The sequence below is a fragment of the Streptomyces afghaniensis genome (assembly GCF_044327915.1).
Classification (GTDB): Bacteria; Actinomycetota; Actinomycetes; order Streptomycetales; family Streptomycetaceae; genus Streptomyces; species Streptomyces afghaniensis.
The window spans coordinates 615,755-639,255 of sequence record NZ_JBIRGJ010000001.1 but is presented as its reverse complement, the minus strand read 5'-3'; the positions used below and the strand labels follow the sequence as shown (position 1 = coordinate 639,255).

At 71.7% G+C, this 23,501-nt stretch carries 18 protein-coding genes; 9 read left to right on the top strand and 9 right to left on the bottom strand.

What is annotated here, in order from left to right; translation table 11 throughout:
* Positions 1 to 37 precede the first annotated feature (37 nt).
* From ACH4G3_RS02660 to ACH4G3_RS02650, 3 genes are read left to right on the top strand one after another with little or no spacing between them, the layout of a single operon-like run.
* Complete coding sequence (locus ACH4G3_RS02660; protein WP_397622725.1) at positions 38 to 1,357, top strand: jacalin-like lectin; 1,320 nt, start codon at positions 38 to 40, stop codon at positions 1,355 to 1,357.
* Between the two features lie 22 nt (positions 1,358 to 1,379).
* Positions 1,380 to 1,970, top strand: coding sequence for a TetR/AcrR family transcriptional regulator (locus tag ACH4G3_RS02655; protein WP_397622724.1), 591 nt, complete (start codon positions 1,380 to 1,382; stop codon positions 1,968 to 1,970).
* Entirely contained in the window at positions 1,963 to 2,931 is a 969-nt protein-coding gene (locus ACH4G3_RS02650; protein WP_397622723.1) for a phosphotransferase enzyme family protein, read from the top strand. Before ACH4G3_RS02655 ends, ACH4G3_RS02650 begins: the two co-directional genes overlap by 8 nt.
* A gap of 50 nt (positions 2,932 to 2,981) precedes the next feature.
* Here ACH4G3_RS02650 and rph read toward each other — a convergent pair whose 3' ends face one another.
* The 3 genes from rph to ACH4G3_RS02635 form a co-directional block, all read right to left on the bottom strand.
* Positions 2,982 to 5,582 carry a rifamycin-inactivating phosphotransferase gene (gene rph, locus ACH4G3_RS02645; RefSeq protein ID WP_397622722.1) on the bottom strand — a complete coding sequence of 867 codons (2,601 nt, stop codon included), beginning with the start codon at positions 5,580 to 5,582 and terminating at the stop codon, positions 2,982 to 2,984.
* A 163-nt stretch (positions 5,583 to 5,745) separates the two neighbouring features.
* Positions 5,746 to 7,437 carry a DUF2264 domain-containing protein gene (locus tag ACH4G3_RS02640; protein ID WP_397622721.1) on the bottom strand — a complete coding sequence of 564 codons (1,692 nt, stop codon included), beginning with the start codon at positions 7,435 to 7,437 and terminating at the stop codon, positions 5,746 to 5,748.
* Between the two features lie 79 nt (positions 7,438 to 7,516).
* Entirely contained in the window at positions 7,517 to 8,560 is a 1,044-nt protein-coding gene (locus ACH4G3_RS02635; RefSeq protein ID WP_397622720.1) for a rhamnogalacturonan acetylesterase, read from the bottom strand.
* A gap of 188 nt (positions 8,561 to 8,748) precedes the next feature.
* Between ACH4G3_RS02635 and ACH4G3_RS02630 the strand changes: the two genes are divergently transcribed.
* Complete coding sequence (locus ACH4G3_RS02630) at positions 8,749 to 10,422, top strand: rhamnogalacturonan lyase B N-terminal domain-containing protein (protein WP_397622719.1); 1,674 nt, start codon at positions 8,749 to 8,751, stop codon at positions 10,420 to 10,422.
* 18 nt (positions 10,423 to 10,440) lie between these two features.
* Here ACH4G3_RS02630 and ACH4G3_RS02625 read toward each other — a convergent pair whose 3' ends face one another.
* Positions 10,441 to 11,850 (bottom strand): RICIN domain-containing protein, encoded by a 1,410-nt coding sequence (locus ACH4G3_RS02625; RefSeq protein ID WP_397623362.1) that lies wholly within the window; start codon positions 11,848 to 11,850, stop codon positions 10,441 to 10,443.
* 1 nt (position 11,851) lies between these two features.
* Complete coding sequence (locus tag ACH4G3_RS02620) at positions 11,852 to 12,949, bottom strand: glycoside hydrolase family 43 protein (protein ID WP_397622718.1); 1,098 nt, start codon at positions 12,947 to 12,949, stop codon at positions 11,852 to 11,854.
* Positions 12,950 to 13,197: 248 nt separating this feature from the next.
* Between ACH4G3_RS02620 and ACH4G3_RS02615 the strand changes: the two genes are divergently transcribed.
* The gene (locus ACH4G3_RS02615; RefSeq protein WP_397622717.1) at positions 13,198 to 14,154 is read left to right on the top strand and encodes an expansin EXLX1 family cellulose-binding protein; all 957 of its coding nucleotides are present in this window, start codon (positions 13,198 to 13,200) and stop codon (positions 14,152 to 14,154) included.
* 55 nt (positions 14,155 to 14,209) lie between these two features.
* Entirely contained in the window at positions 14,210 to 16,327 is a 2,118-nt protein-coding gene (locus tag ACH4G3_RS02610) for an autotransporter-associated beta strand repeat-containing protein (protein WP_397622716.1), read from the top strand.
* 3 nt (positions 16,328 to 16,330) lie between these two features.
* On the opposite strand, the gene ACH4G3_RS02605 is transcribed toward ACH4G3_RS02610, so the two are convergent.
* Positions 16,331 to 17,176, bottom strand: coding sequence for an MOSC domain-containing protein (locus tag ACH4G3_RS02605; protein WP_397622715.1), 846 nt, complete (start codon positions 17,174 to 17,176; stop codon positions 16,331 to 16,333).
* Positions 17,177 to 17,217: 41 nt separating this feature from the next.
* On the bottom strand, positions 17,218 to 18,336 hold the full coding sequence (locus ACH4G3_RS02600) for an aminoglycoside phosphotransferase family protein (RefSeq protein WP_397622714.1): 1,119 nt from the start codon (positions 18,334 to 18,336) through the stop codon (positions 17,218 to 17,220).
* Positions 18,337 to 18,382: 46 nt separating this feature from the next.
* Between ACH4G3_RS02600 and ACH4G3_RS02595 the strand changes: the two genes are divergently transcribed.
* Positions 18,383 to 18,916 carry an SMI1/KNR4 family protein gene (locus ACH4G3_RS02595; protein ID WP_397622713.1) on the top strand — a complete coding sequence of 178 codons (534 nt, stop codon included), beginning with the start codon at positions 18,383 to 18,385 and terminating at the stop codon, positions 18,914 to 18,916.
* Positions 18,917 to 18,948: 32 nt separating this feature from the next.
* Here the strand turns inward: ACH4G3_RS02595 and ACH4G3_RS02590 are convergent, their stop codons facing one another.
* Positions 18,949 to 20,316 (bottom strand): amino acid permease, encoded by a 1,368-nt coding sequence (locus tag ACH4G3_RS02590; protein WP_397622712.1) that lies wholly within the window; start codon positions 20,314 to 20,316, stop codon positions 18,949 to 18,951.
* Positions 20,317 to 20,448: 132 nt separating this feature from the next.
* Here ACH4G3_RS02590 and mmuM point away from each other — a divergent pair, with 132 nt between their 5' ends.
* On the top strand, positions 20,449 to 21,360 hold the full coding sequence (mmuM, locus tag ACH4G3_RS02585; protein WP_397622711.1) for a homocysteine S-methyltransferase: 912 nt from the start codon (positions 20,449 to 20,451) through the stop codon (positions 21,358 to 21,360).
* Positions 21,361 to 21,427: 67 nt separating this feature from the next.
* On the opposite strand, the gene ACH4G3_RS02580 is transcribed toward mmuM, so the two are convergent.
* The gene (locus ACH4G3_RS02580) at positions 21,428 to 22,108 is read right to left on the bottom strand and encodes a class I SAM-dependent methyltransferase (protein ID WP_397622710.1); all 681 of its coding nucleotides are present in this window, start codon (positions 22,106 to 22,108) and stop codon (positions 21,428 to 21,430) included.
* 245 nt (positions 22,109 to 22,353) lie between these two features.
* On the opposite strand from ACH4G3_RS02580, the gene ACH4G3_RS02575 reads away from it, so the two are divergent.
* The gene (locus ACH4G3_RS02575) at positions 22,354 to 23,412 is read left to right on the top strand and encodes a LacI family DNA-binding transcriptional regulator (RefSeq protein WP_397622709.1); all 1,059 of its coding nucleotides are present in this window, start codon (positions 22,354 to 22,356) and stop codon (positions 23,410 to 23,412) included.
* Positions 23,413 to 23,501: the final 89 nt, after the last annotated feature.

The window sequence follows — 23,501 nt, the reverse complement described above, 5'->3', positions numbered from 1 at the left end:
TCCCGCTCCGCCTCCCCGACCGGAGACACCCCCCACCATGAGACGACTTCTCGGCTCCCTCGCCGCTGCCGCTCTGGCCCTCACCGGACTGACCGCGACCTCCGTGACGCCCGCCGCCGCCGCGGACTCCGGCTCCTTCAACGTGCTGACGTACAACATCGCTGGCCTGCCCCTCGGGCTCGGCGACAGCGACCCCGAGACCAACACCCCGCTGATCGGGCAGCGGCTCGGGCCGTACGACATCGTGAACGTGCAGGAGGACTTCAACTACCACGCCTCGCTGTACGCCAACGACAAGCACCCGTACCGCACGGCGACCAGCGGTGGCGCGGCCTTCGGCGACGGGCTCAACACCCTGTCGGACCACCCCTTCGAGGACTTCCAGCGGGTGAAGTGGAAGGACTGCACCGGCACCAACTGCCTGACGCCCAAGGGCTTCTCGCTGGCACGGGTGAGGCTCGCGGAGGGCGTCTTCGTCGACCTGTACAACGTCCACACCAACGCCGACTCGACCGACGACGCGCTCGCCGCACGCCGGGCCAACGTCCAGCAGCTCTCGGACTTCATCCAGGCGAACTCCGCGGGCAACGCGGTGATCGTCATGGGCGACACGAACACCCGGTACACCCGCACCGGCGACAACATCCGCACCCTGCTGTCCGAGAACGGCCTGACGGACGCATGGGTGAAGCTGGTCAAGGGCGGCACGCCCCCGGCCCAGGGCAGCGACGCGCTGGTCTGCGACGCGGCGGCGCCGGCCAACGACTGCGAGGTCGTGGACAAGGTCCTCTACCGGGGCAGCAAGCTGCTGACCCTCACCGCGACCCGCTACGCCAACGACTGGAAAGCCTTCCTCCGCTCCGACGGCAAGCACCTCTCCGACCACTTCCCGCACGCGGTCGACTTCTCCTACACGCTCAACTCGTCCCTGCGCGCGAGCGACTTCATCGGCGGTCCGCACGGCACGGCCTTCAACGACGCGGACGACCTGCCGGCGAACCCCGCTCCCCGTTCCCTCACCCTGCGCGGCGCCGACCGCCTGGACGCGGTGTCCCTGACCCACGACGGCGGTACGGCCCTGACCCACGGCGGCACGGGCGGCACGGCGGCCTCGCTGACGCTGGCCCAGGGCGAGCACCTGACCTCGGTGAAGCTGACGCAGGGGCAGAAGGACGGCCGGACCAGGGTCTTCTCGGCGTCCTTCACGACCGACAAGAACCGCACCCTGTCCGCCGGCACGGCCACGTCCGACGCGAAGACCTTCACGGCCCCGTCCGGATGGCAGATCGTGGGCTTCACGGGCCGCGCGGGCGCGGAGATCGACAAGCTGGGGGTGATCTACGCGCCGATCCGCTGAGCTCGTACTACGCTCTTCCCTCATGCCCAGAGCCGGCCTCACGCCCGACCGCCTCGTCGCCGCCGCGGCCGACCTCGCCGACGAGGCCGGCCTGGACCACGTCACCCTCTCCGCCCTGGCCCGCCGCTTCGGCGTGAAGGACGCGAGTCTGTACACCCACGTCCGGAACCTGAAGGACCTGCGCACCCGTCTGGCCCTCCTCGCGGGCGGCGAGATGATCGACCGGATCGCGGCGGCGGTGGAGGGGCGGGAGGCCGGCCGGGACACGCTCGGCGCCTTCGCCGGCGCCTACCGGGCGTACGCCCTGGAACACCCCGGCCGGTACGCGGCGACACAGCTCCCGATCGACCAGGACCTCCTCACGGACTCCCCCGCGATGCGCCGCACAGCCGACGTCACCTACGGCATGCTCCGCGCCTACGGCCTGGAGGAACCCGACCTCACGGACGCGGTGCGCCTGCTGCGCAGCACCTTCCACGGCTACTGCGCCCTGGAGTCCACCGGCGCCTTCGGCGCGCCCCGTGACGTACAGGCGTCCTGGGACCGGTCGATCGACGCCCTGCACGTGCTGCTGGAGAACTGGCCCCGCGAACAGAGGACGACCGATGCGTGACACAGCCGGCTCCATAGCGGAGATCTACTCGCTCGGCACCGGCCCCTGGACGTCGGCACCCGTGACGCGGGGCGCCCTGGGCCAGATCTGGAAGCTGTCCGGACACGGCTCCTCCTGGGCCGTGAAGGAGCTTCTCTTCGGCTGCGACGAGGCGCAGGTCCGCCGCGAGGCCGCGCTGCGGGACTCAGCGGCCGACCTGGGCATCGCCTCACCCCGGCTCCACCCGAACCGGCAGGGCGCGTACGTCTCCCGGCTCGGCCCGGGCGGGTCGTACGTGAAGCTGTACGACTGGGTCGACGGCAGCCGGGCCGACGCGTCCGACCCGGACGTCCTGGACTGGTTCGGCCGGACCATGGCGCTGCTGCACCGGGCCGGAGAGGGCGCCGTCGAGACGCCGGACGACTGGTACGAGCGGTGTCCCGACGACGCCGACTGGGAGGACGTCCTCAAGAAGGTGCGGGACGCCGGCCTGCCGTGGTCGGACGAGCTGGGCCGGTTCATCGCCACGTCGGCGCCCCGGCTGGCGCACTGGGTGACGCCGTCGGCCCCCGACGGCCTCGTGACCTCGCACCTCGACCTCCAGCCCCAGAACGTCCTGGTGGGACCGGCCGGGCCGGTCCTCCTCGACTGGGACAACGCCGGGCCGGTCTCGGCGGAACGGGAGTTCGCGCGAGCCGTGTACGTGTGGTCGGGCCGGGGCGAGGTGGACATCGCGGCCGCCCGGCGTCTGGCCCGGGCCTACCGCGATGCCGGGGGCCGGGCCGAGGTCACGGGCCCGGAGTCGTTCTCGATGCTCTTCGCCACGGACCTGAACTACATCCGGGTGCAGGCCGAGTGCGCCGTCGATCCGGCGGTGACCGCGGCGCAGCGCGAGTTCGCGGGCCGGCAGGCCCTCACCTGTCTGCGGAGCCTGCCGGACCTCGCTGCCGTGTCGCTGCTGGTCGCCGCGCTCGACACCTGACGCTGCGGCCTGCGGCCTGTCGTTGGGATCAGATCACAGACGCGGGGTGGTCAAGGCAGGATCTCGACGTACCCGTCGGTTCCGTGCACACGGATCCGCTGCCCGTCCCGGATCAGCCGGGTGGCCTGCTCCACGCCCACCACGGCCGGCAAACCGTACTCCCGGGCGATCACCGCGCCGTGGGTCATCAGGCCGCCCACCTCCGTCACCAGGCCCGCGACGGAGACGAACAGCGGCGACCAGCTGGGGTCGGTGTAGGTCGTGACCAGGATGTCGCCGGCCTGGAGATCGGCCTCCGCCATGTCGAGGATGACGCGGGCCCTCCCCTCGATGGTCCCGGCGGAAACCGGCAAGCCGACCAGGGCACCGTCCGGCACGTCGTCGCGCCGGTACGCCCCGGTGACGGCCTCACCGTCCGAGGTGAGCACCCGGGGCGGTGTGAGCGCTTGGTACGACCGGAAGGCGTCCTTGCGCTGCCGGATGAGCCGGTCGTCCACCTGGTTCGAGCGCACGACGTCGTGGAGTTCCTGGAACGTGAGGTAGAAGATGTCCTCCTGCTCGGGAAGCACGCCTGCGTGCACGAGGCGCTCGGCTTCCTTCATCAGGGCCTGCTTGTAGACGAAGGAGCGGCTGACGATGCCGTACTTCGGGTATTCCCGGTAGCCGATGAAGGTTCTGACCCGGTCGATCATCCGCTTGGTCTCGTCGGCTTTCCGCTCCCCGTCCGGCAGGGCCCGCAAGCGTGCCAGCACGTCCTGTTCCTGCTGCAGCGCCTTCTGCCGGCCTTCCTCGAAGCGGCGCTCTGCGGCGCCCGGCTCGAAGTGCCTGACGTTGTCGAGGATCACCGGCACGAGCGTGCTGGGGCGCTCGCGCCACCGCGGCCTGGTGATGTCGATCTCGCCGACGCAGCGCACGCCGTACCGGTCCAGGTAGGCCTCGATGGCGTCGCGCGCTTCGGTGCCGCCCGGGAGCTTCTCCAGCTCGTCCAGGAAACCGTCGTCCTCGACGCCCTCCAGGAACGCCACCACCTCCGGATGAGGGCGGATCACGTCCGCGACGTCGAGCAGCGCCAGTCCCATCTCCGAGGTGATGTTGTCGGGGGCGGACAGGGTGAGCGTGTCAGCCGCGTTCTTCTCGCCCAGCCACTCCTGCAGCTTGTCGTTGAGCCACCACGTGGCCTCCATCCCCGCCATGATCACCTGTATGCTCAGCGGATCACCGAGGACTCGCTTGTGCTCCTCGAAGGCCTCCAGCAGGAAGTCGAACAGCGCCGGTCCGCTCTTCGCCCGGATGTCGCGCTCCAGGGCGGCGACGGACGCCTCGCTGCGCTCGATCAGCTCGGTGACGATGGCCGGATCGGTCTCGATCGAAGCGGACGTGCGACCGCCCGAAGGCGGCCCGCCGGGGCCCGCGTCCGGGAGCGGCGGGACGAAGTCGCCGCGGTCCAGGACGGTCTCCAGCGCGTCCCTGACCAGCGGATCGCCTCTCCCGACCATGTCGAGGAGGCCGGCGCGGCTCGCGGGCGAGGCCAGGCGCCGGGTGACGTCGACGAACAGCCTCCCGCCAGCCTCCTGCATCGGCACCATGGCCGTCAGCTGCCAGATGGAGAGCCCCAGCGGCTTCATGGCGTCGGTCATCATCTGCTGATGACCGACGGAGACGTAGACGTGGTTCTCCTGGTCGCCGGTCTCGGGGATGGGGAACAGCGTCGTGATCGGCCGGCTCTGGACGATCTGGAAGTCATCGCCGTCCAGGCACCATTCGATGTCCTGCGGGCGGCCGAAGTGCGCTTCGATCCGCCGCCCGAGCCGCACGAGCCGTACGACCTGCTCATCCGTCAGCGCCGACTGCCCCTGCCGCTGCGCGTCGATCGCCACTTCCTGCGTACCGCCGGCGGGCAGGGCCTCAACGGCACGCTGTTTGGCGGCGATCGTCCTGGCGACGACTTCGCCGTCGCGCACCTTGAAGACGTCCGGGTTCACCAGACCGGAGACCAGGGCTTCGCCGAGGCCGAAGCCGGCGTCCACGGTGGCGACCTTCCGGTTGCCCGTGACGGGGTCGGCCGTGAACAGGATGCCGGACGCCTGCGGGAAGACCATCCGCTGCACGACCACGGCCATGTGGACCGTACGGTGGTCGATGCCGCCGCGCCGGCGGTAGGTCACGGCCCGCTCGGTGAACAGCGAGGCCCAGCACCGGCTCACGTGCTGGAGGACCGCCGTCGGCCCCACGACGTTCAGGTAGGTGTCCTGCTGGCCGGCGAAGGAGGCCGTCGGCAGGTCCTCCGCCGTCGCGCTGGACCGGACGGCGTAAGCGGCCTGCTCACCGTGCCGGGCGAGCGCGCCGGTGATCGCCGCGGCGAGATCGTCCGGGATGGCGATCCCTTCGATGGTCCGGCGGATCTGCGCGCTGAGCGTGCGGACCGCCTCCCGGTCGTCCGGGTCCGAGCGCGACAGCTGATCGATCAGATCGTCGATCGACGGCTCTTCCGCCATGATCCGCCGGAAGGCGTCCGTCGTCAGGCAGAACCCGGCCGGTACGCGGATGCCCTCGATCCGCGAGAGCCTGCCCAGGTGCGCCCCCTTGCCGCCGACGACCGCGACCTGTGTCTCGTCGATCTCTCGAAGATCCCGCACGTAATGCTCAGCCATCCGACGCGTTCCCCATTTCCGCAGTTTGTGGCACCGGCCGACGATTCTGCGCCCTGACCCGGGCCTTGCGGCAAGCCCCCCAGGGCGCTATAAGTTGAGAGTGGCAAGGAGAGTTCTCTCCTTGCCTTTGCCATGTCGTCGGCGGTTTCGAGGAGTCAGCGCGTCACGTCAGCGGCGCTACCTCCACTCCCGAGCCGTCCAGCCGGACCCGCGCCCCGTCCCCGTCGCTCCAGCGGACCTCGACGGCCCCTGTCCCGTCCACCCGCACGGAGACCAGCTCCGTCAGCGGGACCGGGTCCGGCTCCGCCGTCAGCCGGGCCGAGGCGACGAAGAGCGTGGCGCCCTCGCCGGTGACGCCGGTGAGGGCCGCGTCGAGCCCCGCCGCAGGCAGGAGTTCGGCCCGCAGGCCCTCTCCCGCCGGCCAGCCGGTCACCCGCACCGGCGTCCCGGGCTCCGCCCCCGTCACCAGGTGTGCCCGCACCTCCGCCGCCCCGCGCGCCAGCACCACGCTCGTCACACCGGCTCCCCCGCCCGCGGTGTGGCGCGAGGCCGCCCAGCCGTCGCCGACGCCGAGCGGTTCGATGCCGGTGCGGCTCGGGTCGTCGCCGACGAGCACGCAGTTGTCGTACGAGGGGGACGGGGCCGTCACGGTCGAGTAGGCCAGGCGCGTGTAGTACGGGTCGTAGCGGACGTCCTCGCTGCCGTGGTTGTGCAGGCGGACCACCCCGTCGGAACGGGTGGACTGGAGCAGCCAGTTGGGAGGTCCGACGGGGGTGACGGCGTCCGCGCGTTCGGCCGGGGCCGGTTCCTCCGCCGCCGTCCACACCTCGTGGCCGGGAGGCAGGAGCAGGCCGAGGAAGCCCTTGCTCGCCCAGTAGGGGGAGGCCGGGCCCGAGTAGCCCTGGAGGACCGACTCGTCGGGGCCGTGCCAGCCCAGGGACAGCAGACCCCGGTCGTCCACCGCGCCCCGGTCGAGGAAGTAGCGCAGTGCTCCCGAGGCCAGGCGCCGGGTCTCGCCCGGGGAGAGCGGCGTACGGCCGGTCAGTGCGCCCAGCCACAGGGGTGCCGTCGTCGCGAAGCGGTAGGTCAGGGAGCGGCCCTGGTGCAGGGGAGCGCCGTCGCCGCCGAACAGGCGGGCGTAGTCCGAGAGATGGCGCTCGAGACGCGTCCCGTACAGGTCCAGCAGGCGCTCGTCCCGCTCCAGCCAGGCGTGCAGCACCGGGTAGAGGTGCATGGCCCAGCCGTTGTAGTAGTCGAACTTGCGGCCGTCGCCGTCGGTGTACCAGCCGTCGCCCAGGTACCACCGCTCGATGCGCTCCAGGCCGCGGTCGATCGCCGCGCGGGACGCGTCCGGCTCGTGGCCGGTCTCGGCCAGGAAGCCGCCCACCATGACCGGGAACAGCTCCCAGTTGCAGGGCCAGGCCTCGGCGGTGAGCGCGTCGCCGAGCCAGGCCGCCGCCCGCTGCCGTACGCCGTCGTCCAGCCGGTCCCACAGCAGCTCCCGCGTCAGCCGCAGGGCGAGTGCGATCGACGCCGCCTCCACCAGGGGCTGGCCGCGGTCCTCGATGCGGGGCCAGACGCCCGAGACTCCGGCGGCCAGACCGTCGGCGTAGCGCTCCAGGGCCTTCTCGTCGCGGCGGAAGGCGGCCAGCAGCAGGGTGCGGGCGTAGCCCTCCAGGCCGTCGGAGAGGCGACCGGACCAGCTGGTGCGGTCGCCGGGCAGGTGGTAGAGCGCGCGGTCCTCGGTCGCGTACGGCTCGACGGCGGTGAGCAGGGCGTCGGCCGCCGCCTCCCAGTGGGCGCGGGTGTAGCCGGTGAACGAGGAGGCCGTGCGGTCGGCGGGGGGCAGCTGCATCGCGTCTCTTTCGTGCTGGGACGGGCCGGAACAGGCTGGACCTGGAGCGCCCCGGTTCCGGTCGGGGCGCCCCAGGGGTTCATCCCACCCGCACCTTGCCCTTCGGCACCAGATGCCGGGTGACGAGTTCGTCGCGGACCAGGCCCGCGTAGGCGGTGGCACCGCGCACGGAGGTGTGCGTGTTGTCCCGCTTCTCGTTGTAGAGGTACAGGGCCTTGGAGCCCTCCACGCCCAGGGACTCCACGAGTGCCTTCGTCTTCGCCGTGAGGTCGATGAGCGGGACGTCCTGCGCGGCGGCGACGGAGCGTGTGACCGCCGGGTGGTCGACGCCCAGGCCGTTGACCAGGAGCGCCGTTCCGTTGTTCAGCGTGCCGTCGGGGTTGAACCAGCGCCGCACGATGGGAGTGACAAGGACCGGCTGTCCGCCCCGCTCCCGGACTGCCGCCACCAGGGTCTCCAGGTTGGCCCGGTAGGTGGCCTCGTCCGTGGTCTTGTCGTTGTGGGCGAGCTGGACGAGGACCAGGTCGCCGGGGCGGATCAGGGGCCGTACGGTGGCCCACAGCCGCGGGTTCCCCAGATACGTGACCGTACTCTCGCCGGAATCGGCGTAGTTGGCGACGGACACGCCCTGGCGGAGGTACTGGGGCAGCTGCTGGCCCCAGCCGGAGTACGGGTCGCCGGGCTGGTCGCAGACGGTGGAGTCGCCCACCAGGAAGATCTGGCGGGCGTGGCGGGCCGGGGTGACCTTGATGCCGGCCAGGGCGGGGGCGGAACCGCCGATGCGCAGATCGAGGCCGGGGGTCCCGTCGGGGCCGGTGGGCTCGCCCTCGGGGGTGCGGACGTTCACGGTGAAGGTGCGGGTGACGCGCTCGCCCGCCGGTGCGGCCGTCTCCGGCAGCAGGGACCGGCGGGTCTCGCCGCTGATGCTCGTGGCGGACGCGGCCTCCCCGCCGAGCACGACCCTTACGTCGTACGTACCGGGCGGGACGTCGAAGTGGCAGGCGCCCGCGGCGCAGTGCGCGAGGCCCGGCCGTCCGCCGGCGTCCCCCGCGTGGGCGGGTACGACGGACAGGGCGGTGCTCAGTATCACGGCCGCCGGCACGGCGATGTTGAAACGTCTCACTCGCAACTCCTCCGTCACGGTGACAAGACCTGGCGGCTGAACGTATCGCCTCTGGCAAGCGCTTTCTAGACCTCGGGCACATTTCGCAAAGATGCTGCCACCAGACGCGTGAAATCCCTTTCGCGAAATCGATTCAACTGTCACTCTCGCTCACACCGCAGCCCCCCACCTCCCGAAGGAGGCCCCCCATGCCCGGATCCGCGAACAGACCGGTCGGCCGCCGCGCCTTCGTCCTCGGCGCCACCGCCACCGCCGGTACGGCCCTCACCGGCACGGCGACCGGCACGGCACACGCAGCCGGCTTCGGCTGGACCGACGACGGCTCGAACTACGTCGTCGACACCGGCGCCCAACTGGTCCTCAAGGTGAGCAAGTCCACCGGCGACCTGACCTCCCTGGTCTACCGGGGCACGGAGTACCAGGGCTACGGCGGCATGAACTCGCACATCGAGTCCGGCCTCGGCGCCTCCACCGTGACCATCAGGCAGTCCGGCTCCACGATCCTGGTCTCGGTCACCCACGGCACGCTCCGGCACTACTACGCGGCCCGCAGCGGCGAGAACAACGTCTACCTGTGGACCAACAAGGCCGACACGTCCGTCTCCGCGACCCGGTACATCGTGCGGGTGAAGAAGGGCGCGTTCCTCAACGACGAGCCCGACTCGTACACGTACGCGCCCACCACCATCGAGGCCTCGGACGTGTTCCGGAAGTCCGACGGGCAGACCCGCTCCAAGCACTACGCCAGGCGGCGCGTCATGGACTACGACCACATCGGCTGGTCCGCCGGCGGCGTGGGTCTGTGGATGGTGCGCAGCAACCACGAGAAGGCCTCCGGCGGCCCCTTCTACCGCTCGCTGCTGCGCCACCAGAGCGCGGACGGCGGCGGCCTGTACGAGATCCTCTACTACGGGCAGAACCAGACCGAGGACCAGCGGTTCGGTCTCCAGGGCCCGTACGTCATCGCCTTCACGGACGGCGGGGCCCCCTCCTCGGCACTGTTCCCGGGCACTCTGACCACGCCGTGGGCCGACTCGCTCGGCATCGCCGGGTACGTGCCGGCGAGCGGCCGGGGCAAGGTGGCGGGGGTCGGGATAACCGGGCGGAACACGGCGTACCCATACACCGTGGGCCTCGCCAACGCGACGGCGCAGTACTGGGGTTCGGCGCGTTCCTCGGACGGCTTCTTCTCCATCCCGGGTGTGCTGCCGGGCACGTACACGCTGACCGTCTTCAAGGGCGAACTGGCGGTGTACACCACCTCGGTGAGTGTCTCGGCGGGCGGCACGACCACCGTGAACACGATCGCGATCCCGTCCTCCAACGACCCGTCCAACGCGAGCGCGATCTGGCGGATCGGCGACTGGAACGGCACGCCGGCCGGGTTCAAGAACGCGGACCTGATGACGTACGCGCATCCGTCCGACGTACGGGCCGCGTCCTGGACGGGGAACGTCGTCATCGGCGACGGCGCGACCGCGGCCTTCCCCTGCTACCTCTGGAAGGACGTCAACAGCGGGATCCTCGTGTACTTCCGGCTGACGGCGGCCCAGGCGGCGGCCGCGCACACCCTGCGGATCGGGGTGACGACGGCGTACGCCAACGGCCGCCCACAGGTGACGGTGAACGATGCCTGGACGTCCGCCATCCCCTCCCCGCCCACCCAGCCGAACACCCGGTCGCTGACCAACGGTTCGTACCGCGGCAACAACCACACGTTCACGTACAGCGTCCCGGCGTCCGCCTGGAAGACGGACACGAGTCAGTACAACGTGCTCAGGATCGACGTGGTGAGCGGGTCGGGGACGACCGGCTTCCTCAGTGCGGGGACGGCGGTCGACGCGATCGACCTGCTGGCGTAGCGGCCGTCACCGCGGTGGTCACGTCCCGCGCGTCCACTGCTGGTTGGTGCCGCCGTTGCACGTGTACGTGATGAGCGCGGCACCGTTGGCTGTGGACGCGCCGTTCACGTCCAGGCACTCGCCGGACGCGCGCGACTTGACGTTCACGTACGAGCCGGTGGTGGTCAGCGACCACTGCTGGCTCGTCGCGGAGGAGCAGTTCTCCTGCGTGACCGTGCTCGCGTTCTCCTGCACGCACAGGGAGCTGTTCCTGACCATCAGCTGGTAGTAACCGCTTCCGACGGACTTGAACCAGTACTTCTGGTTGCCGCCGCCGTTGCAGTCGTACTGCTTGAGCTGGGCACCGGCCCACAGCGACTGGCTGGTGACGTCCGCGCACCTGGACGAGTGGCGGGCGACGAGGGTGTTGTACGTGGCGCTCGTGCCGGAGACGGTCCCGGCGGCCGTGTCGACGGTGACCTCGGGTGACCAGGACATGGCCATCGTGGTCGAGTTGGAGAAGGTCAGCGGCAGCCAGACGTAGCGCGAATCGTTGACGGTGCCGCCGAAGGAGTTGCCCCAGCGGTCGCCCAGGTAGAGGTACGAGGTGCCGGAGGTGCCCTGGACCGGGAGCACGAACGCGGTCTGCGAGCCGTAGGCCGTCGAGTCGCCGATGTTCTTCATGGCCGACCAGGGGCCGGAGATGCTCGTGGCCGTGGCGTACTGCTGCTGGTTGGGGTTCCAGCCCGTGGCGCCCGAGGTCAGCATGAAGTACACACTGCCCCGCTTGAACAGGGCCGGGGCCTCGCGGTGGCCGCCCGGCCAGGGGTTGGCGACCAGGCTCGCGATGCCGGTGTAGTCGGCGGTGAGGCGATAGATCTGGAGGTCGTAGTTCTCGCGGGCGGCGGAGATCATGTACCCGGCGCCGTCGGTGTCGGTGAAGACGGTGATGTCCCGGGACATGTGCTGGTCGAGCGGACGGAAGCTGCCCTTCCAGGTGTAGTTGCCGTCGACGGTGTCGGAGACGGCGACGGCCGCGCGGGCCTCGCTGTAGTCGGTGCCGTTCTCCTTGTGCATCCACATCACGAACTTGCCGGTGGACGCGTTGTACATGACCTTCGGCCGCTCGATGTTGGCGGTCGCCAGCTCGGGGTCGCTGGCCTCGGTCAGGACGTGGTTGCGGAACTCCCAGTTCTTCAGGTCGGTCGAACGGTAGGCGTCGACGTACCGGAAGGTGTTGTCGGCGTTGCGGTGCTCGCCGAACCAGTAGTAGTAGGAGCCGACCTTGAGGACCCCGCCGCCGTGCGCGTGGACGGGGTTGCCGGAGGTGTCCTTGAACTGCGTGCCGTTGGTGATGGTCTGGGGCGCGGCCTGGGCGGGGCCGGCGGTGGCGAGGGCACCGAACATGCCCATGCACAGGGCGAGGAGGACCGCGCAGGCGCGTCTCATCTCAGTCACCCGCCTTCACGGTGTCGGCGACCGGGATGCCGAAGTCCGGGGTGCCGTCCGGCTTCCAGCCGAGCTTCTGGATGCGGGTGTGCCGGTTGGGGTCGTTCAGCGGGTCGCCGTTGATCTCCTTGTACTGGCGGGCGTGGTAGACGAGGACGTCGGTGCGGCCGTCCTCGGCGACGGTGAAGCAGTTGTGGCCGGGGCCGTACTGCTTGGTGGTGTCGTTGCTGGTGAAGACCGGCGTCGGCGACTTGGACCAGCTCATGGGGTCCAGGAGGTGACTGTCGGCGTCCGCGGTCAGCAGGCCCATGCAGTAGTTGAAGTCGGTGGCGCTGGCCGAGTACGTCATGAAGAGGCGGCCGTTGCGCTTGATGACGTACGGGCCCTCGTTGACCTTGAAGCCGATGCACTCCCAGTCGTACTCCGGCGTGGAGAGCCTGACCTGCGGGCCCTTCAGGGTCCAGGGGTTCGCCATCTCGGAGAGGAAGATGCCGGTGTTGTTGTCCAGTCCGGGCTCGTGCTGCGCCCAGGCGAGGTAGCGCTTGCCCCGGTGGGTGAAGGTGGTGGCGTCCAGGGAGAACGTCTCCCAGGCCGTCTTCACCTGACCCTTCTCCACCCAGGTGCCCTTGAAGGGGTCGGGGTGGGCGTTCTCCAGCACCCATATGCGGATCGCCCACACGTCCTCGGCGGGCGCGGAGGCGAAGTAGATGTACCACTTGCCGCCGATACGGTGGAGTTCGGGCGCCCAGATGTGCGCACCCATGTCGCCCGTGGGGTGGGCGCGCCAGATCACGGACTCGGCGGCCGTGCCCAGGCCGTTCAGGGTCCGGGAGCGGCGCAGGATGATGCGGTCGTACTCGGGGGCGGTGGCGGTGAAGTAGTAGAAGCCGTCCTTGTGCCGGTTGATGTGCGGGTCGGCCCGGTTGCGGACGAGCGGGTTGACGAAGGGAGCCGGCTTCGGGGGCCTGGTCTGGGTGGCGGCCTGGGCCACACCCGGGACGGCGGGGACTGCGGCCAGGGCACCGGCGGCTGCGGCGCCCTTCAGCAGCAGTCTGCGGCTGGGGGGTTCGGGCAGAGCGTGGTCGCGGTCGCGGCTCATGCGGTGGGGCCTGCCTCTCACTGGGGACACACGGCGTTGTCTGATGCGTTGCCTGACACGTCGTCTGACATTTCGAACACCATCTGTCATTACGAACGCCGAAAAGGTAAGGGTGCGCCACGAGGAGGTCAACGGGTCTGACGGGACGAAGAGAACCTGGTGCGGGACGGACGGCAACCTTTCCGGCCCCGGCGACGACTGGTGGGTCGAAAGCGCGCATTCCCCTGAACCACGTAAGGACGCAAACCGTGGCATCCCATTCCCGCCGCCGTCCCCTCCGTGAGCGGCGCACGGCCCTCGTCGCCGTCGCCGTAGCAGCGGTGGGAGTTCTGCTGTCGCTGGTGATGGCCCTCCGCCCCGACAGCGAGCCGAACGCCGTGCGAGCCGCTGCCGAGCCCGCCGCCGGGAACCAGTCGAGTGCCCCGGCCGCGACCCCGGAACGGAAGGCCGAACCGAGCCCGAAGCAGAAGCCGAAGCCGAAGCCGTCCAAGGCATCCCCGACGCCGGCCGCGACCACCCCGTCGGCACGGCCCTCGCCCACCGGCGCCCCGCGGTCCTCACCGCGGCCGGCGTCCGGCACGGCGCCGCTGGCGGGACGTATCCAGCCCCAGGTCACCTACAAGGGGGTCGCCACCCACTACGACGCGGCGGACGGCAACGGCGCCTGCCTGTACGGCCCGAGCCCCGACCTCATGGTCGCGGCGATGAACCACACCGACTACGAGACGTCCAAGGCGTGCGGGGCGCACATCCTCGTCCGCGCGGCGAACGGCGCCTCCGTCACGGTCCGGGTCACCAACGAATGCCCGCTGCCCTGCGCCCCCGGGCAGCTCGACCTCAGCAAGGAGGCCTTCGCCAAGCTCGCCGGCCTCTCCGCCGGCCGGATACCGATCACCTGGAGCCTCCTGAGCCCCAGCACGTCCGACACCGTCTCGATCCGCTACAAGACCGGCTCCAGCAGCCACTGGTGCGGCATCCAGGCGCTCGGTCACCGCAACCCGCTGGCCCGGCTGGAGGTCAGGACCAGCAGCGGGTGGAGCCGGCTGACCCGGACCGAGTACAACTACTTCCTCTCCCCCTCCGGCACCGGCTGCGGCGGCCCTCTGAGGCTCACCGACATCTACGGCGAACAACTCACCGTCGACGGCATCGCGATTCGTCCGGACGCCGTACGGCCGACGCGTGCGCAGTTCGCCCGGCACTGAAAGGCGACCGTCGATTTTCTGTTATCGGCCGCCCGCGCCCCGCGTCTCCCCTCCCGTGCGCAGTCTCACCCACACCACAGCAGCGGCCGCCGGTGTCCTCGCGGCGGTCGCCTCCCTGCTCGCCGCTCCCCCGGCGGTGGCCGCCGGTCCCCGGGACGTCACCGCCGACGTGCTGGCCGACCGGGACGTGACGCTCACCGGCGACACGGTCGTCACCGTGCCGCCGGGGACGACGACGTACGACGGAGTGTTCCGCGGCGAGGGCACGCTCACGGTGCGCGGCAGCGGGACGCTGGTCCTCACCAGGGACAGCGACTTCGCGCTCCCCGAGTCCCGGCGGCGGCAGCAGGTGCGGACGCAGGGCGGGAACCACCCGTACGTCACCGTCGCCGACCCGGACCCGCCGGCGGTCACGGTGGAGCGCGGGGCGACGCTCCAGTACGGCGACGGCGGTACGACGGGACTGATCGGCCGCTTCCCGTACAACACCCCGGCGTTCCGTCTCAACCAGGACAACATCCGGGTCGACGGCACCCTGCGGCTGTCGCTGACGAGCGCGTACAACCTGGGCACCATCAGCGGCTCCGGGCTGATCACCCAGCCGAGGTTCCTGTGGGGCACCTGGGACCTGTCGGGCACCCACTCCTTCTCCGGGGTGATCGACAACGGCACGCAGCTGAACGCCGGCCGCCCGGAGTACGCGACCTCGCTCCCGAACGTCCGCAAGGTCCTCAACCAGGGCACCTGGACAGTCGACACGCCCCTGGGCCGGACCGTCACGATGGGCATGGACTTCTACCAGCGCGAGTACGGCAGCGACATCAACGTCCAGTCGCGGCCCGGCGGCAAGGTGATCCTCACCGGCCAGTACAGCTGGTCGGACCGGGGCGGCGACAGCGACCCGTCGCTCAGCGACCCGGCCCTCAACTGGACGCCCGCCCGCAAGAACGTCAACAAGCGCGGCACCAACATCAAGGGTGCGAACGTCCAGTGGGGCGACGGCACGACCAACAGGATCTTCATGCCGGGGACCGCCGAGACGGTCTACATCAACCTCCTGGCCGCCCGCTCCCGTTCCCGCCTCACCTTCGACTACGACGGCCCGGTGACGCTCGGCGCCCCCATCGGCGGCGGCAGATTCCACGACACCCTCTCGGCCCCCGGCGCCGGCGACATCGTCATCGCCGGCACGCCCGGCAACGACGTGACCTTCGCGGCCGTGCAGCACTACGACGGCTCGACGACGGTGGAGAAGGGCGCGGTGCTGCGTCTGGGCAGCGGTAAGCGCGGCGGGGACGGCGGGCTGTACACGGCAGGCGCCCGCTACAAGGTCGTCAACGACGGCTCGCTCGTCCTGCGCAACACCAACCGGCCCCTCACCCTCTCCCGCATCGGCGGCAGCGGCTCGCTCACCCAGTCGGGAGCCGCCACGACGACCCTGACGGGACCCGCCGTCACGTACACCGGGACGACCACCGTCTCCCGGGGCACGCTGGCCCTGCGCCAAGGCGCCACGCTCACGCGCAGCAGGGCCGTACGGCTCACGTCGGCCGGGGCCCGGCTCGACGCGGGTCCGGCGGGCCTGCGCGTCGCGACCGCGCTCACGGGCAGGGGCACGGTCGCGGGAGCGGTGACGAACGACGGTGCCGTCACGACCGGCCTCACCGTGAACGGCGCCTACCGGCAGAGCCCGGAGGGTTCCCTGGTCCTGCGGGAGGGGCCGCTGAAGGTGAGGGGGGCCGTGCGGCTGGCCGGGGACCTCGACGTATCGGCCGTGGCAGGCCGGGGCCGGTCCGGCGGGCCCGCTCGTGAGATCACCGTCCTCGACCACCGGGGCGACGGCAGGACCTCGGGAACGTTCGAGGGACTGCGGCAGGGCGCCCGTCTGAAGCTCGGCGACACCACCTACCGCATCGACTACCGGGCCGGGGACGGCAACGACGTCGCCCTCACCGCGAAGACCGCCCCGAGCCCCTCCCCCAGTGCGCCCGGGGCGTCCGCGTCCGGCGCCGTGGCGCCCCGGAGCGCCGGCGCGTCGCAGGGCGTCGGCTTCGGCTGGTGGCCGTACGCCCTCGGGCTGGCCCTCGTCGTCAGCCTCGCCGTGCCGATGGCGACGCGACGCGGCCGGCGCCACCGAGGCGGCGGCCGGCATGCGGGCCGCGCACGGCGGTGAGGCTCACAGCTCGGACTCGCCCCACGACGTGACGGCCGCGTCGTCGCCGACGGCCACCCTGCCGGGCCGCAGCACGGCGAACTTCGCGCCGAAGGCGACGCCGCCCTCGCAGGCCCGCCGGTAACCGGCGAGGGTGCGCAGCGGTTCGGGGCCCGCCCTGTCCCCGGACTCCTGCTCGACCAGGGTGACGGCGCAGCGGATGGCGAGCTTGGCATAGCCCAGTTCGGTGTCACCGATGCGCAGGTGGCGGGCACGGTCCTCGGTGTGCGGTTCGTCCCAGCCATCGGGTCCGTCGCCGCCGTCGAGCACGATGTTGGGGCGGAAACGGTTCATGGGCAGCGGGCTCGCGCCGCGTTCGCTCAGTTTCCGGTTGAGGAGGCCGAGGGTGGAGCGCGAGACGACGTGCAGGGCGCAGCTGTCGGCGTAGCCGGAGGTGCCGGGTGTCAGACCGTCGGTCACCCGGTCGTGTTCCGGCGGTACGCGCACGAGCCGGCTCGGGGCGCGCAGCACCTCCGACAGCCAGTCGGCTGCCTCCTCGCCCTGGTCGATGCCTTGGTACGCGGTCCCGAACAGGTCCACTTTCTGCCGGGTGCCCGTGGTGTCCACCCGGAGGTGCAGGTCCTCGGTCCCCGGTGCGCTGAGCGTGAGGCGGCCGCCGTCGGCGGTGAGGGCGGGCCGGATGACGGCCAGCCGGGGATCCCGGCGCTGGGTCCGGTACACGCCCTCCTCGCTGACGACCATGAAGCTGCGGTCGTGCGCCAGCCCGGCGGGGGTCACCAGTGCCTCGGTCGCCGGTGTCCCGGCGCATCCCTTGACGGGGTAGTACGACAACTCGACGACGCGGGCCATGCCCTTCCCTTCTCCCGGCAACGAGCCTCGGACGTCCGGTGTCAGCGACCGCTCGGCGCCTGGGGGAAGCCGAGCTGGGGCGCCAGCAGCCGCGCCTCGGCCGCCCAGTCCGCGAGGAAGGCGAGGGCCAGGCCGCGTTCGCGGTAGCGGAGTTCGGCGGGGACGGCGCCCTGGCCGCCGTAGGCCGGCTGCTCGTCGTCCGCCCGGGCGAGCATGGTCGCGGTGAGCCAGTCGTACTTCACGGCCGAGGCGCACACGCCGAGCCGTACGAGCCGTTCGTCGCCGGGCCAGCCGCTCTCACGCAGGCCGTGCAGGTAGGCGTCGTATGCCGCCTTGGCCAGGCCGGGGAGGTCGGCGGCGGGGACGAACAGGTCGAAGACGCAGTCGGGGAGGTAGTTGCCGAGGTCCTCGCCGAGCGCCCCGTCCCCGGCGAACGCCCAGTCGAGGACGGCACTGCCCCGGCCGTCGGAGCGGACGTTGGCAGGCCACTGGTCGAGATGGCAGAAGGCGCGCGGCAGGGACTCCATGACCGTGAGGAACCACTCGCGGTCATGGTGGAGGCGGACCATGTCCGCGCGCAGGCCCGCCGGGAAGTGCGCCCGGACCAGGGGGTGCCGCCAGGCCTCGTCGTCATCGAGCAGGTCCTGGCCCGTCGTCTTGGAGGCGGTGTAGTCGCGCAGGAAGCGCTGCGACAGCCACGGCCGGTCCTCCCCGGCACCCACCGCGCCCTGCGCGGCCCCGAGCCGGTGCGCGTGCTCGACGTGCCGGTCGAGCGGCCAGGCCGTCGCCGGATCGCCCGGCACGTCCTCCAGCCACAACGCCAGGTCACCGTCGGGGCGTTCTACGCAGGCCAGCAGCCGGGGCGCGCGGATGCCGTGCCCCTGCCAGATCCGGGCGAGCCCCGACTGGTAGACGTACGCCTCGCGGCGCCAGAAGTTCCAGTGCCGGGGGTCGTTGGAGGCGGCCCAGGCGACGCTGGTCTCCTTGGTCCGCGTCAGCACCTTCAGGACGGCCGACCGGCCGCCGCCCGTGACGCGCCACACGCCCGCGGTGACGCCGTTCGACGGGTTGTGCGTGAGAGGTACGAGGGTCGTCCTTCCGGGGGCTGCGGAATCGAAGATCTCGCGAAACTCGGCTTCCGCCACGGCGACTTCAGGCATCCCGCCAGCTTACGGTGAGCTCCTTCCCGGACCGGCAGGAGGAGACATGGAGCCCGCTCCGCTCGGCGAGTCGTGGCAGCGCGTGGAACGCTGGCTCGAGGAACGCGGCAGCCCCCGGGAGCTGGCTCCCGCGGCCACCCCGGCGGACATCGCCCGGGCCGAGGAGCAGCTCGGCACGGCCCTCCACCCCGACCACGCCCTCCTGTTGCTGGGCCACAACGGCAGCGGCGGCTTCTGTCTTCCGCCCTGCTACCAGATCCTGAGCACCGACGAGGTCGTGACCGCCTGGCGGACCAAGAGGACGGTCTGGGGTGACGGGTCTCCCCCCGCCTACGCCCCGGAGTGGATCCCCGTCGCCTCCGACGGCACGGGCGGTGTGCTCCACCTGGACGTCTCCCGGCCGCACGAGCGCATCCAGGAGCACGACAAGCTGGGCGCCTCCCACCTGTCCTCCCACCCCATGTGGGCCTCGCTGCCCGCACTGCTGCACCGCACCGCCGACGCGTTGGAAACCGGTCGGTACCTGGACGGTTACCGGCGTCCCGCTGACGACAGCTCGTTCCTGCTGTGGGAGTACTAGGCAGCTGTGGGAGTACTAGGCAGCTGTGGGAGCTAGGCAGCCTCCTCGCGCCGCCCCCGCAGCCACACGTACACCGGGATCCCGGCGAACAGGAACAGCACGCCCTGGTAGACGGCCGCGTATCCGGCGCCCGCGATCAGCCAGAACGAGAAGCCGAAGGAGAGGACGGCGACGATCAGGTCGCGGACCAGACCGGCGGGGCGGACGCGTTCGCGGGTACCGCGGGCAAGCCAGTAGAGCTGGGCCGCCGCCGACAACAGGTACGGCACACAGCCGGTGAAGGTGGTGATCAGGACGAGGATGCGGAACGTGGTGTCCGGGCCCGCCGTGTAGTTGAGGGCGATGAGGAGCGTGCCGAGGACCGCGCAGGCCCAGACGCCGAAGCCGGGCACGCCGCCCTTGCCGACCCGGGCGAAGGGCGCGGGGAAGAGACCGTCGCGGGCGGCGGCGTACGGCATCTGCGCGGCCATGAGGATCCAGCCGTTGAGGCAGCCGGTGATCGAGACGACGGCGACCATGGCGATGGCCGTGCCACCCCAGGAGCTGCCCGTGAGGGCGTTCACCGCGTCGGCGAACGGGGCGCCCGAGTCGACGAGCCGGCCGTGCGGGACGAGGCCGAACACGGCGACCGTGCCCAGGATGTAGACCAGGGCCGAGGCCAGGGTGCCGAGGACGCTCGCCCGGGCGACCGTGCGCTCGGGGTCGCGGACCTCGCCGGCGCTGACCGCGGCCGACTCGACGCCGAGGAAGCTGTACAGCAGCAGCGCGGCGGAGGCGGCCAGCGCGCCGGAGACGCTCTGGCCGGAGGCGTTGAACGGGCCGAAGTTGTCCGCGTCGACGAAGAACAGGCCGATGGTGGCCAGCAGGAGCAGCGGCACGAACTTCAGGACGGTGGAGACGACCTGCACCGCGCCGACCCAGCGGGTGCCCGCGAAGTTGGCGGCGGCGGGAAGCCACAGGGCGGCCATGGCGACGGCGGCCTGGAGGACGTGGTTGCCGTGCAGGGGTATCAGGACGTCGACGTAGCCGACGACGGCGACGGCCAGGGCGGCGATGCTGACCCAGCACATCGTCCAGTACGACCAGGCCGACAGGAACCCGGCGAAATCGCCGAACGCGTCCCGCGGGTACACGTACAGCCCGCCCGTGACCGGGCTGCGCCGCGCCAGTCTGCCGAAGAGCAGGGCGAGGGCGACCGCGCCGACCGAGAGCACGACGAAGGCGAGCAGGCTGACCGTGCCGTAGGGGGCGACGGTGGCGGGCAGGGCGAAGATGCCGCCGCCGATGATGTTGCCCATGACGAGGGCCGTGGCGGCGGCCAGGCCGAAGGTGCGGCGCGGTGGGGGTGCCGGGGCCGGGTCGACGGGTTCGGCGGCCTCGGCGGGGCTGGGGACGGTCATCGGCGTTCCTGACGAGCGGAGAGGGGGGAGGACCGTGATCGTAACCCGCTGTCCCACATGTTGGGCGACCTGTTCATGTACTGGACACAATCGGCTGGGGTCCGCCGCCGGATCTGGACTACGGTCGTCCGTATGACCAGCACCCTCACCCTCGCCGAAGCCCTCGCCGCCGGTACGGTCGTCCTCGACGGCGGCATGTCCAACCAGCTCGAGTCGGCCGGGCACGACCTGAGCGACGAGCTGTGGTCGGCGCGGCTGCTCGCGCAGCAGCCGGAAGCCATCACCGAGGCGCACCTGGCCTACTTCCGGGCGGGCGCGGACGTGGCGATCACGGCCAGCTACCAGGCCACGTTCGAGGGCTTCGCCGAGCACGGCATCGACCACGACCGGGCAGCCGAACTCATGGCCCTCAGCGTTGAGTTGGCCCGCGACGCGGCCCGCCTGGCCCGCGGCTCCCGCCCGTTGTGGGTGGCGGCCTCGGCCGGCCCGTACGGGGCGATGCTCGCGGACGGTTCCGAGTACCGGGGGCGCTACGGCCTCACGGTCGACGAACTGGAGCGCTTCCACCGCCCCCGCCTGGAGGTGCTGGCCGCCGCCCGACCCGCTGTCCTCGCCCTGGAGACGGTCCCCGACGCCGACGAGGCCACCGCCCTGCTGCGGGCGGTGCGCGGGCTCGGGGTGCCGGCCTGGCTGACGTACTCCGTCGCCGGTGACCGCACGCGTGCCGGGCAGCCGCTGGAGGAGGCCTTCGCCCTGGCCGCCGACGCGGACGAGGTGATCGCGGTGGGCGTGAACTGCTGCGCGCCCGAGGACGCGGACACCGCCGCCGCGACCGCGGCCCGGGTCACCGGCAAGCCGGTCGTCGTCTACCCCAACAGCGGCGAGAGCTGGGACGCCGACGCCCGCGCCTGGACCGGCCGCTCCACCTTCACCGCCGGCCAGGTGCAGGGCTGGCAGCAGTCCGGCGCCCGTCTGATCGGCGGCTGCTGCCGGGTGGGCCCGGAGGCGATCTCGGGCATCGCGGGGGTGCTGGGGGCGGCGTAGGGCCGCCGGCCGGTTCCGGTTTCGGACCTCCGGCAGCGGAAGAGGCCGAGGGGGTGCCGAGGCGCTCTCAGCGCAGCCGGCGCACGCGCAACACGAGGTCGTCGGTATGGTGCGCGCCGGCGCCACCGTCGGGTGCCACTCGCGGCCGCTGTTCGTTCACCTCCACCTCCCAGTCGTCGTCGAGCGCGTCGGCGACCATCGAGGGCCAGACGTAGTCAGCCGGATCGAAGCCGCTGTCGTCCGCCTGCCGGGCGTCGATCCCCGCGTGGTGTACGACCAGCAGCACGCCGCCGGGTGCGACGGCCGCGAGGAGCGCTCGCTCGGCCGCGGCGTCGGGGGTGCGCAGCAGGGCCGGGTACTGCGCGGAGACCAGGTCGAAGGAGGCGGTCGGGAGCGCCGCCTCGGTGAGTGCGGCGTGTACCCAGTGAACGGCGACGCCGGCGTCCCGCGCGTGCCCGGCCGCCCGCTCCAGCGCCACGCCCGAGACCTCGAGCGCGGTCACGTCCCAGCCGTGGCGCGCGAGCCAGACGGCGTCCGCGCCCTCGCCGCAGCCGACATCGAGTACCCGCCCGGGTGTGAGCCCGGCGACCTCTGCCACGAGCGCACCGTTGGGCCGGCCGCTCCACAACTGCTGTCGGTCGGCATACAGGTTGTCCCACTCCGCCCGCACCGCGGGGTCCCCGACGTACCCGTCGGCAGGCCAGGAGATTCCGGACGCAGGCGATCCTGCTGCGATGTTGTCGGTCATGGGCCCACCGTCGCCCACCGGGGTCCGGGGCTGCCACTGTTGTTGCCGGTCCGGCAAACCGGCCCGCTGCCCACCGGCCCTACTTCCAGGAACGGCTCGACCCTCAACCCTGACACCAGTGGGCGCACACCACTCCTCCCCCTCCCCTCCCCACTGCTAGCCTCCGTCAGGGAACCGGTTGCCATGGTGTTGCCGCTGTTCCCGAGGGGTGGGTGCGGACCGGCGCCCGGAGAGACGAGGCAGTCATGACGAGGAAGAGCGGGGACGCGAGCCGCAGCACGATCCGAGACGTGGCCGCCCGCGCGGGGGTCTCGGCGTCGACGGTGTCCCGGGTGCTCGGCGGTGTGTACCCGGTGAGCGCGGCGACGCGCGGGCGCGTGATGCGGGCGGTCCGTGAGCTGGACTACGTGGCCGACGCGCGGGCGAAGGCGATCGCGGGCGTCGGCACGCCCACGCTGGCGTTCGTGCTGGAGGACATCACCGGCCCGTCGTTCGCGCACATGGCCCACGGCGTGGAGCGCGAGGCGACCCGCCTCGGCCACCTCTGCCTGGTGTGCAGCACTGAGGGCGACGTCCGGCACGAGCTGGAGTTCGTCGAGATGATGCGCGCCCAGCGCGCCGCCGCCGTGATCCTGGTCGGCGGCACCGCCGACACCCCCGAGTACCGTGAACGCACCCACCGCATGGCCGACTCCCTCGCCTCGGCCGGTTCCCGCCTGGTCCTCTGCGGCAGACCGCCACTGGACCCCGGCGCCCCGGTGACCGTCATCGAGTACGACAACGAGGGAGGCGCCTACACCCTGGTCGCCCACGTCCTCGCCCAGGGCCACCGCCGGGTGCTGTTCCTCGGCGGCCGGGCTGACCACACCACTGCCCTGGGCCGCGAACGCGGCTATCTCGCGGCCCACCGGGCCCGGGGCCTCACCCCCGACCCTTCCCTGCTCCTGCACGGCGACTTCACCCGGGACGCGGGCCACCGCCTCATGCAGCAAGCCCTCAAGGACGGCCTCGACTTCACGGCTGTCGTCGCGGCCACCGACATGGTCGCGGCAGGCGCCCTCACCGCCCTGCACGAGGCGGGCCTGAGCGTCCCCGGCGACGTCTCCCTCGCCGGCTACGACGACATCCCCTTCGCCCGCGACCTGCACCCCGCCCTGACGACGGTCCACGTCCCCTACGAGGAACTCGGCCGCCTCGCCGTCCGCACGGCACTCGAACACACGCCGGGCGCCCCGGACGAGCACCTGCTGCTGGGCACGCACGTCGTCGTACGCGACTCGGTGGGTCCGCCGGCCCGGTCGTAGGAGCGCGGGCCCTTCGCGCCGAGTCCGGCGCTGCGGATGAGGCATGCGCTGTCGAGGGGAGACGAATCGGGCGAAACCTGCTGCTCAAG

What these genes read in the sequence shown, in the direction of transcription:
- ACH4G3_RS02660 (WP_397622725.1), top strand. Translation starts at nt 38, where the DNA reads ATGAGACGACTTCTCGGCTCCCTCGCCGCTGCCGCTCTGGCCCTCACC.
- ACH4G3_RS02640 (WP_397622721.1), bottom strand. Translation starts at nt 7,437, where the DNA reads ATGCAGCTGCCCCCCGCCGACCGCACGGCCTCCTCGTTCACCGGCTAC.
- ACH4G3_RS02575 (WP_397622709.1), top strand. Translation starts at nt 22,354, where the DNA reads ATGACGAGGAAGAGCGGGGACGCGAGCCGCAGCACGATCCGAGACGTG.
- ACH4G3_RS02605 (WP_397622715.1), bottom strand. Translation starts at nt 17,176, where the DNA reads ATGGCCCGCGTCGTCGAGTTGTCGTACTACCCCGTCAAGGGATGCGCC.
- ACH4G3_RS02620 (WP_397622718.1), bottom strand. Translation starts at nt 12,949, where the DNA reads ATGAGCCGCGACCGCGACCACGCTCTGCCCGAACCCCCCAGCCGCAGA.
- ACH4G3_RS02630 (WP_397622719.1), top strand. Translation starts at nt 8,749, where the DNA reads ATGCCCGGATCCGCGAACAGACCGGTCGGCCGCCGCGCCTTCGTCCTC.
- mmuM (WP_397622711.1), top strand. Translation starts at nt 20,449, where the DNA reads ATGACCAGCACCCTCACCCTCGCCGAAGCCCTCGCCGCCGGTACGGTC.
- ACH4G3_RS02590 (WP_397622712.1), bottom strand. Translation starts at nt 20,316, where the DNA reads ATGACCGTCCCCAGCCCCGCCGAGGCCGCCGAACCCGTCGACCCGGCC.
- ACH4G3_RS02625 (WP_397623362.1), bottom strand. Translation starts at nt 11,850, where the DNA reads ATGAGACGCGCCTGCGCGGTCCTCCTCGCCCTGTGCATGGGCATGTTC.
- ACH4G3_RS02580 (WP_397622710.1), bottom strand. Translation starts at nt 22,108, where the DNA reads ATGACCGACAACATCGCAGCAGGATCGCCTGCGTCCGGAATCTCCTGG.
- ACH4G3_RS02655 (WP_397622724.1), top strand. Translation starts at nt 1,380, where the DNA reads ATGCCCAGAGCCGGCCTCACGCCCGACCGCCTCGTCGCCGCCGCGGCC.
- ACH4G3_RS02595 (WP_397622713.1), top strand. Translation starts at nt 18,383, where the DNA reads ATGGAGCCCGCTCCGCTCGGCGAGTCGTGGCAGCGCGTGGAACGCTGG.
- ACH4G3_RS02650 (WP_397622723.1), top strand. Translation starts at nt 1,963, where the DNA reads ATGCGTGACACAGCCGGCTCCATAGCGGAGATCTACTCGCTCGGCACC.
- ACH4G3_RS02600 (WP_397622714.1), bottom strand. Translation starts at nt 18,336, where the DNA reads ATGCCTGAAGTCGCCGTGGCGGAAGCCGAGTTTCGCGAGATCTTCGAT.
- rph (WP_397622722.1), bottom strand. Translation starts at nt 5,582, where the DNA reads ATGGCTGAGCATTACGTGCGGGATCTTCGAGAGATCGACGAGACACAG.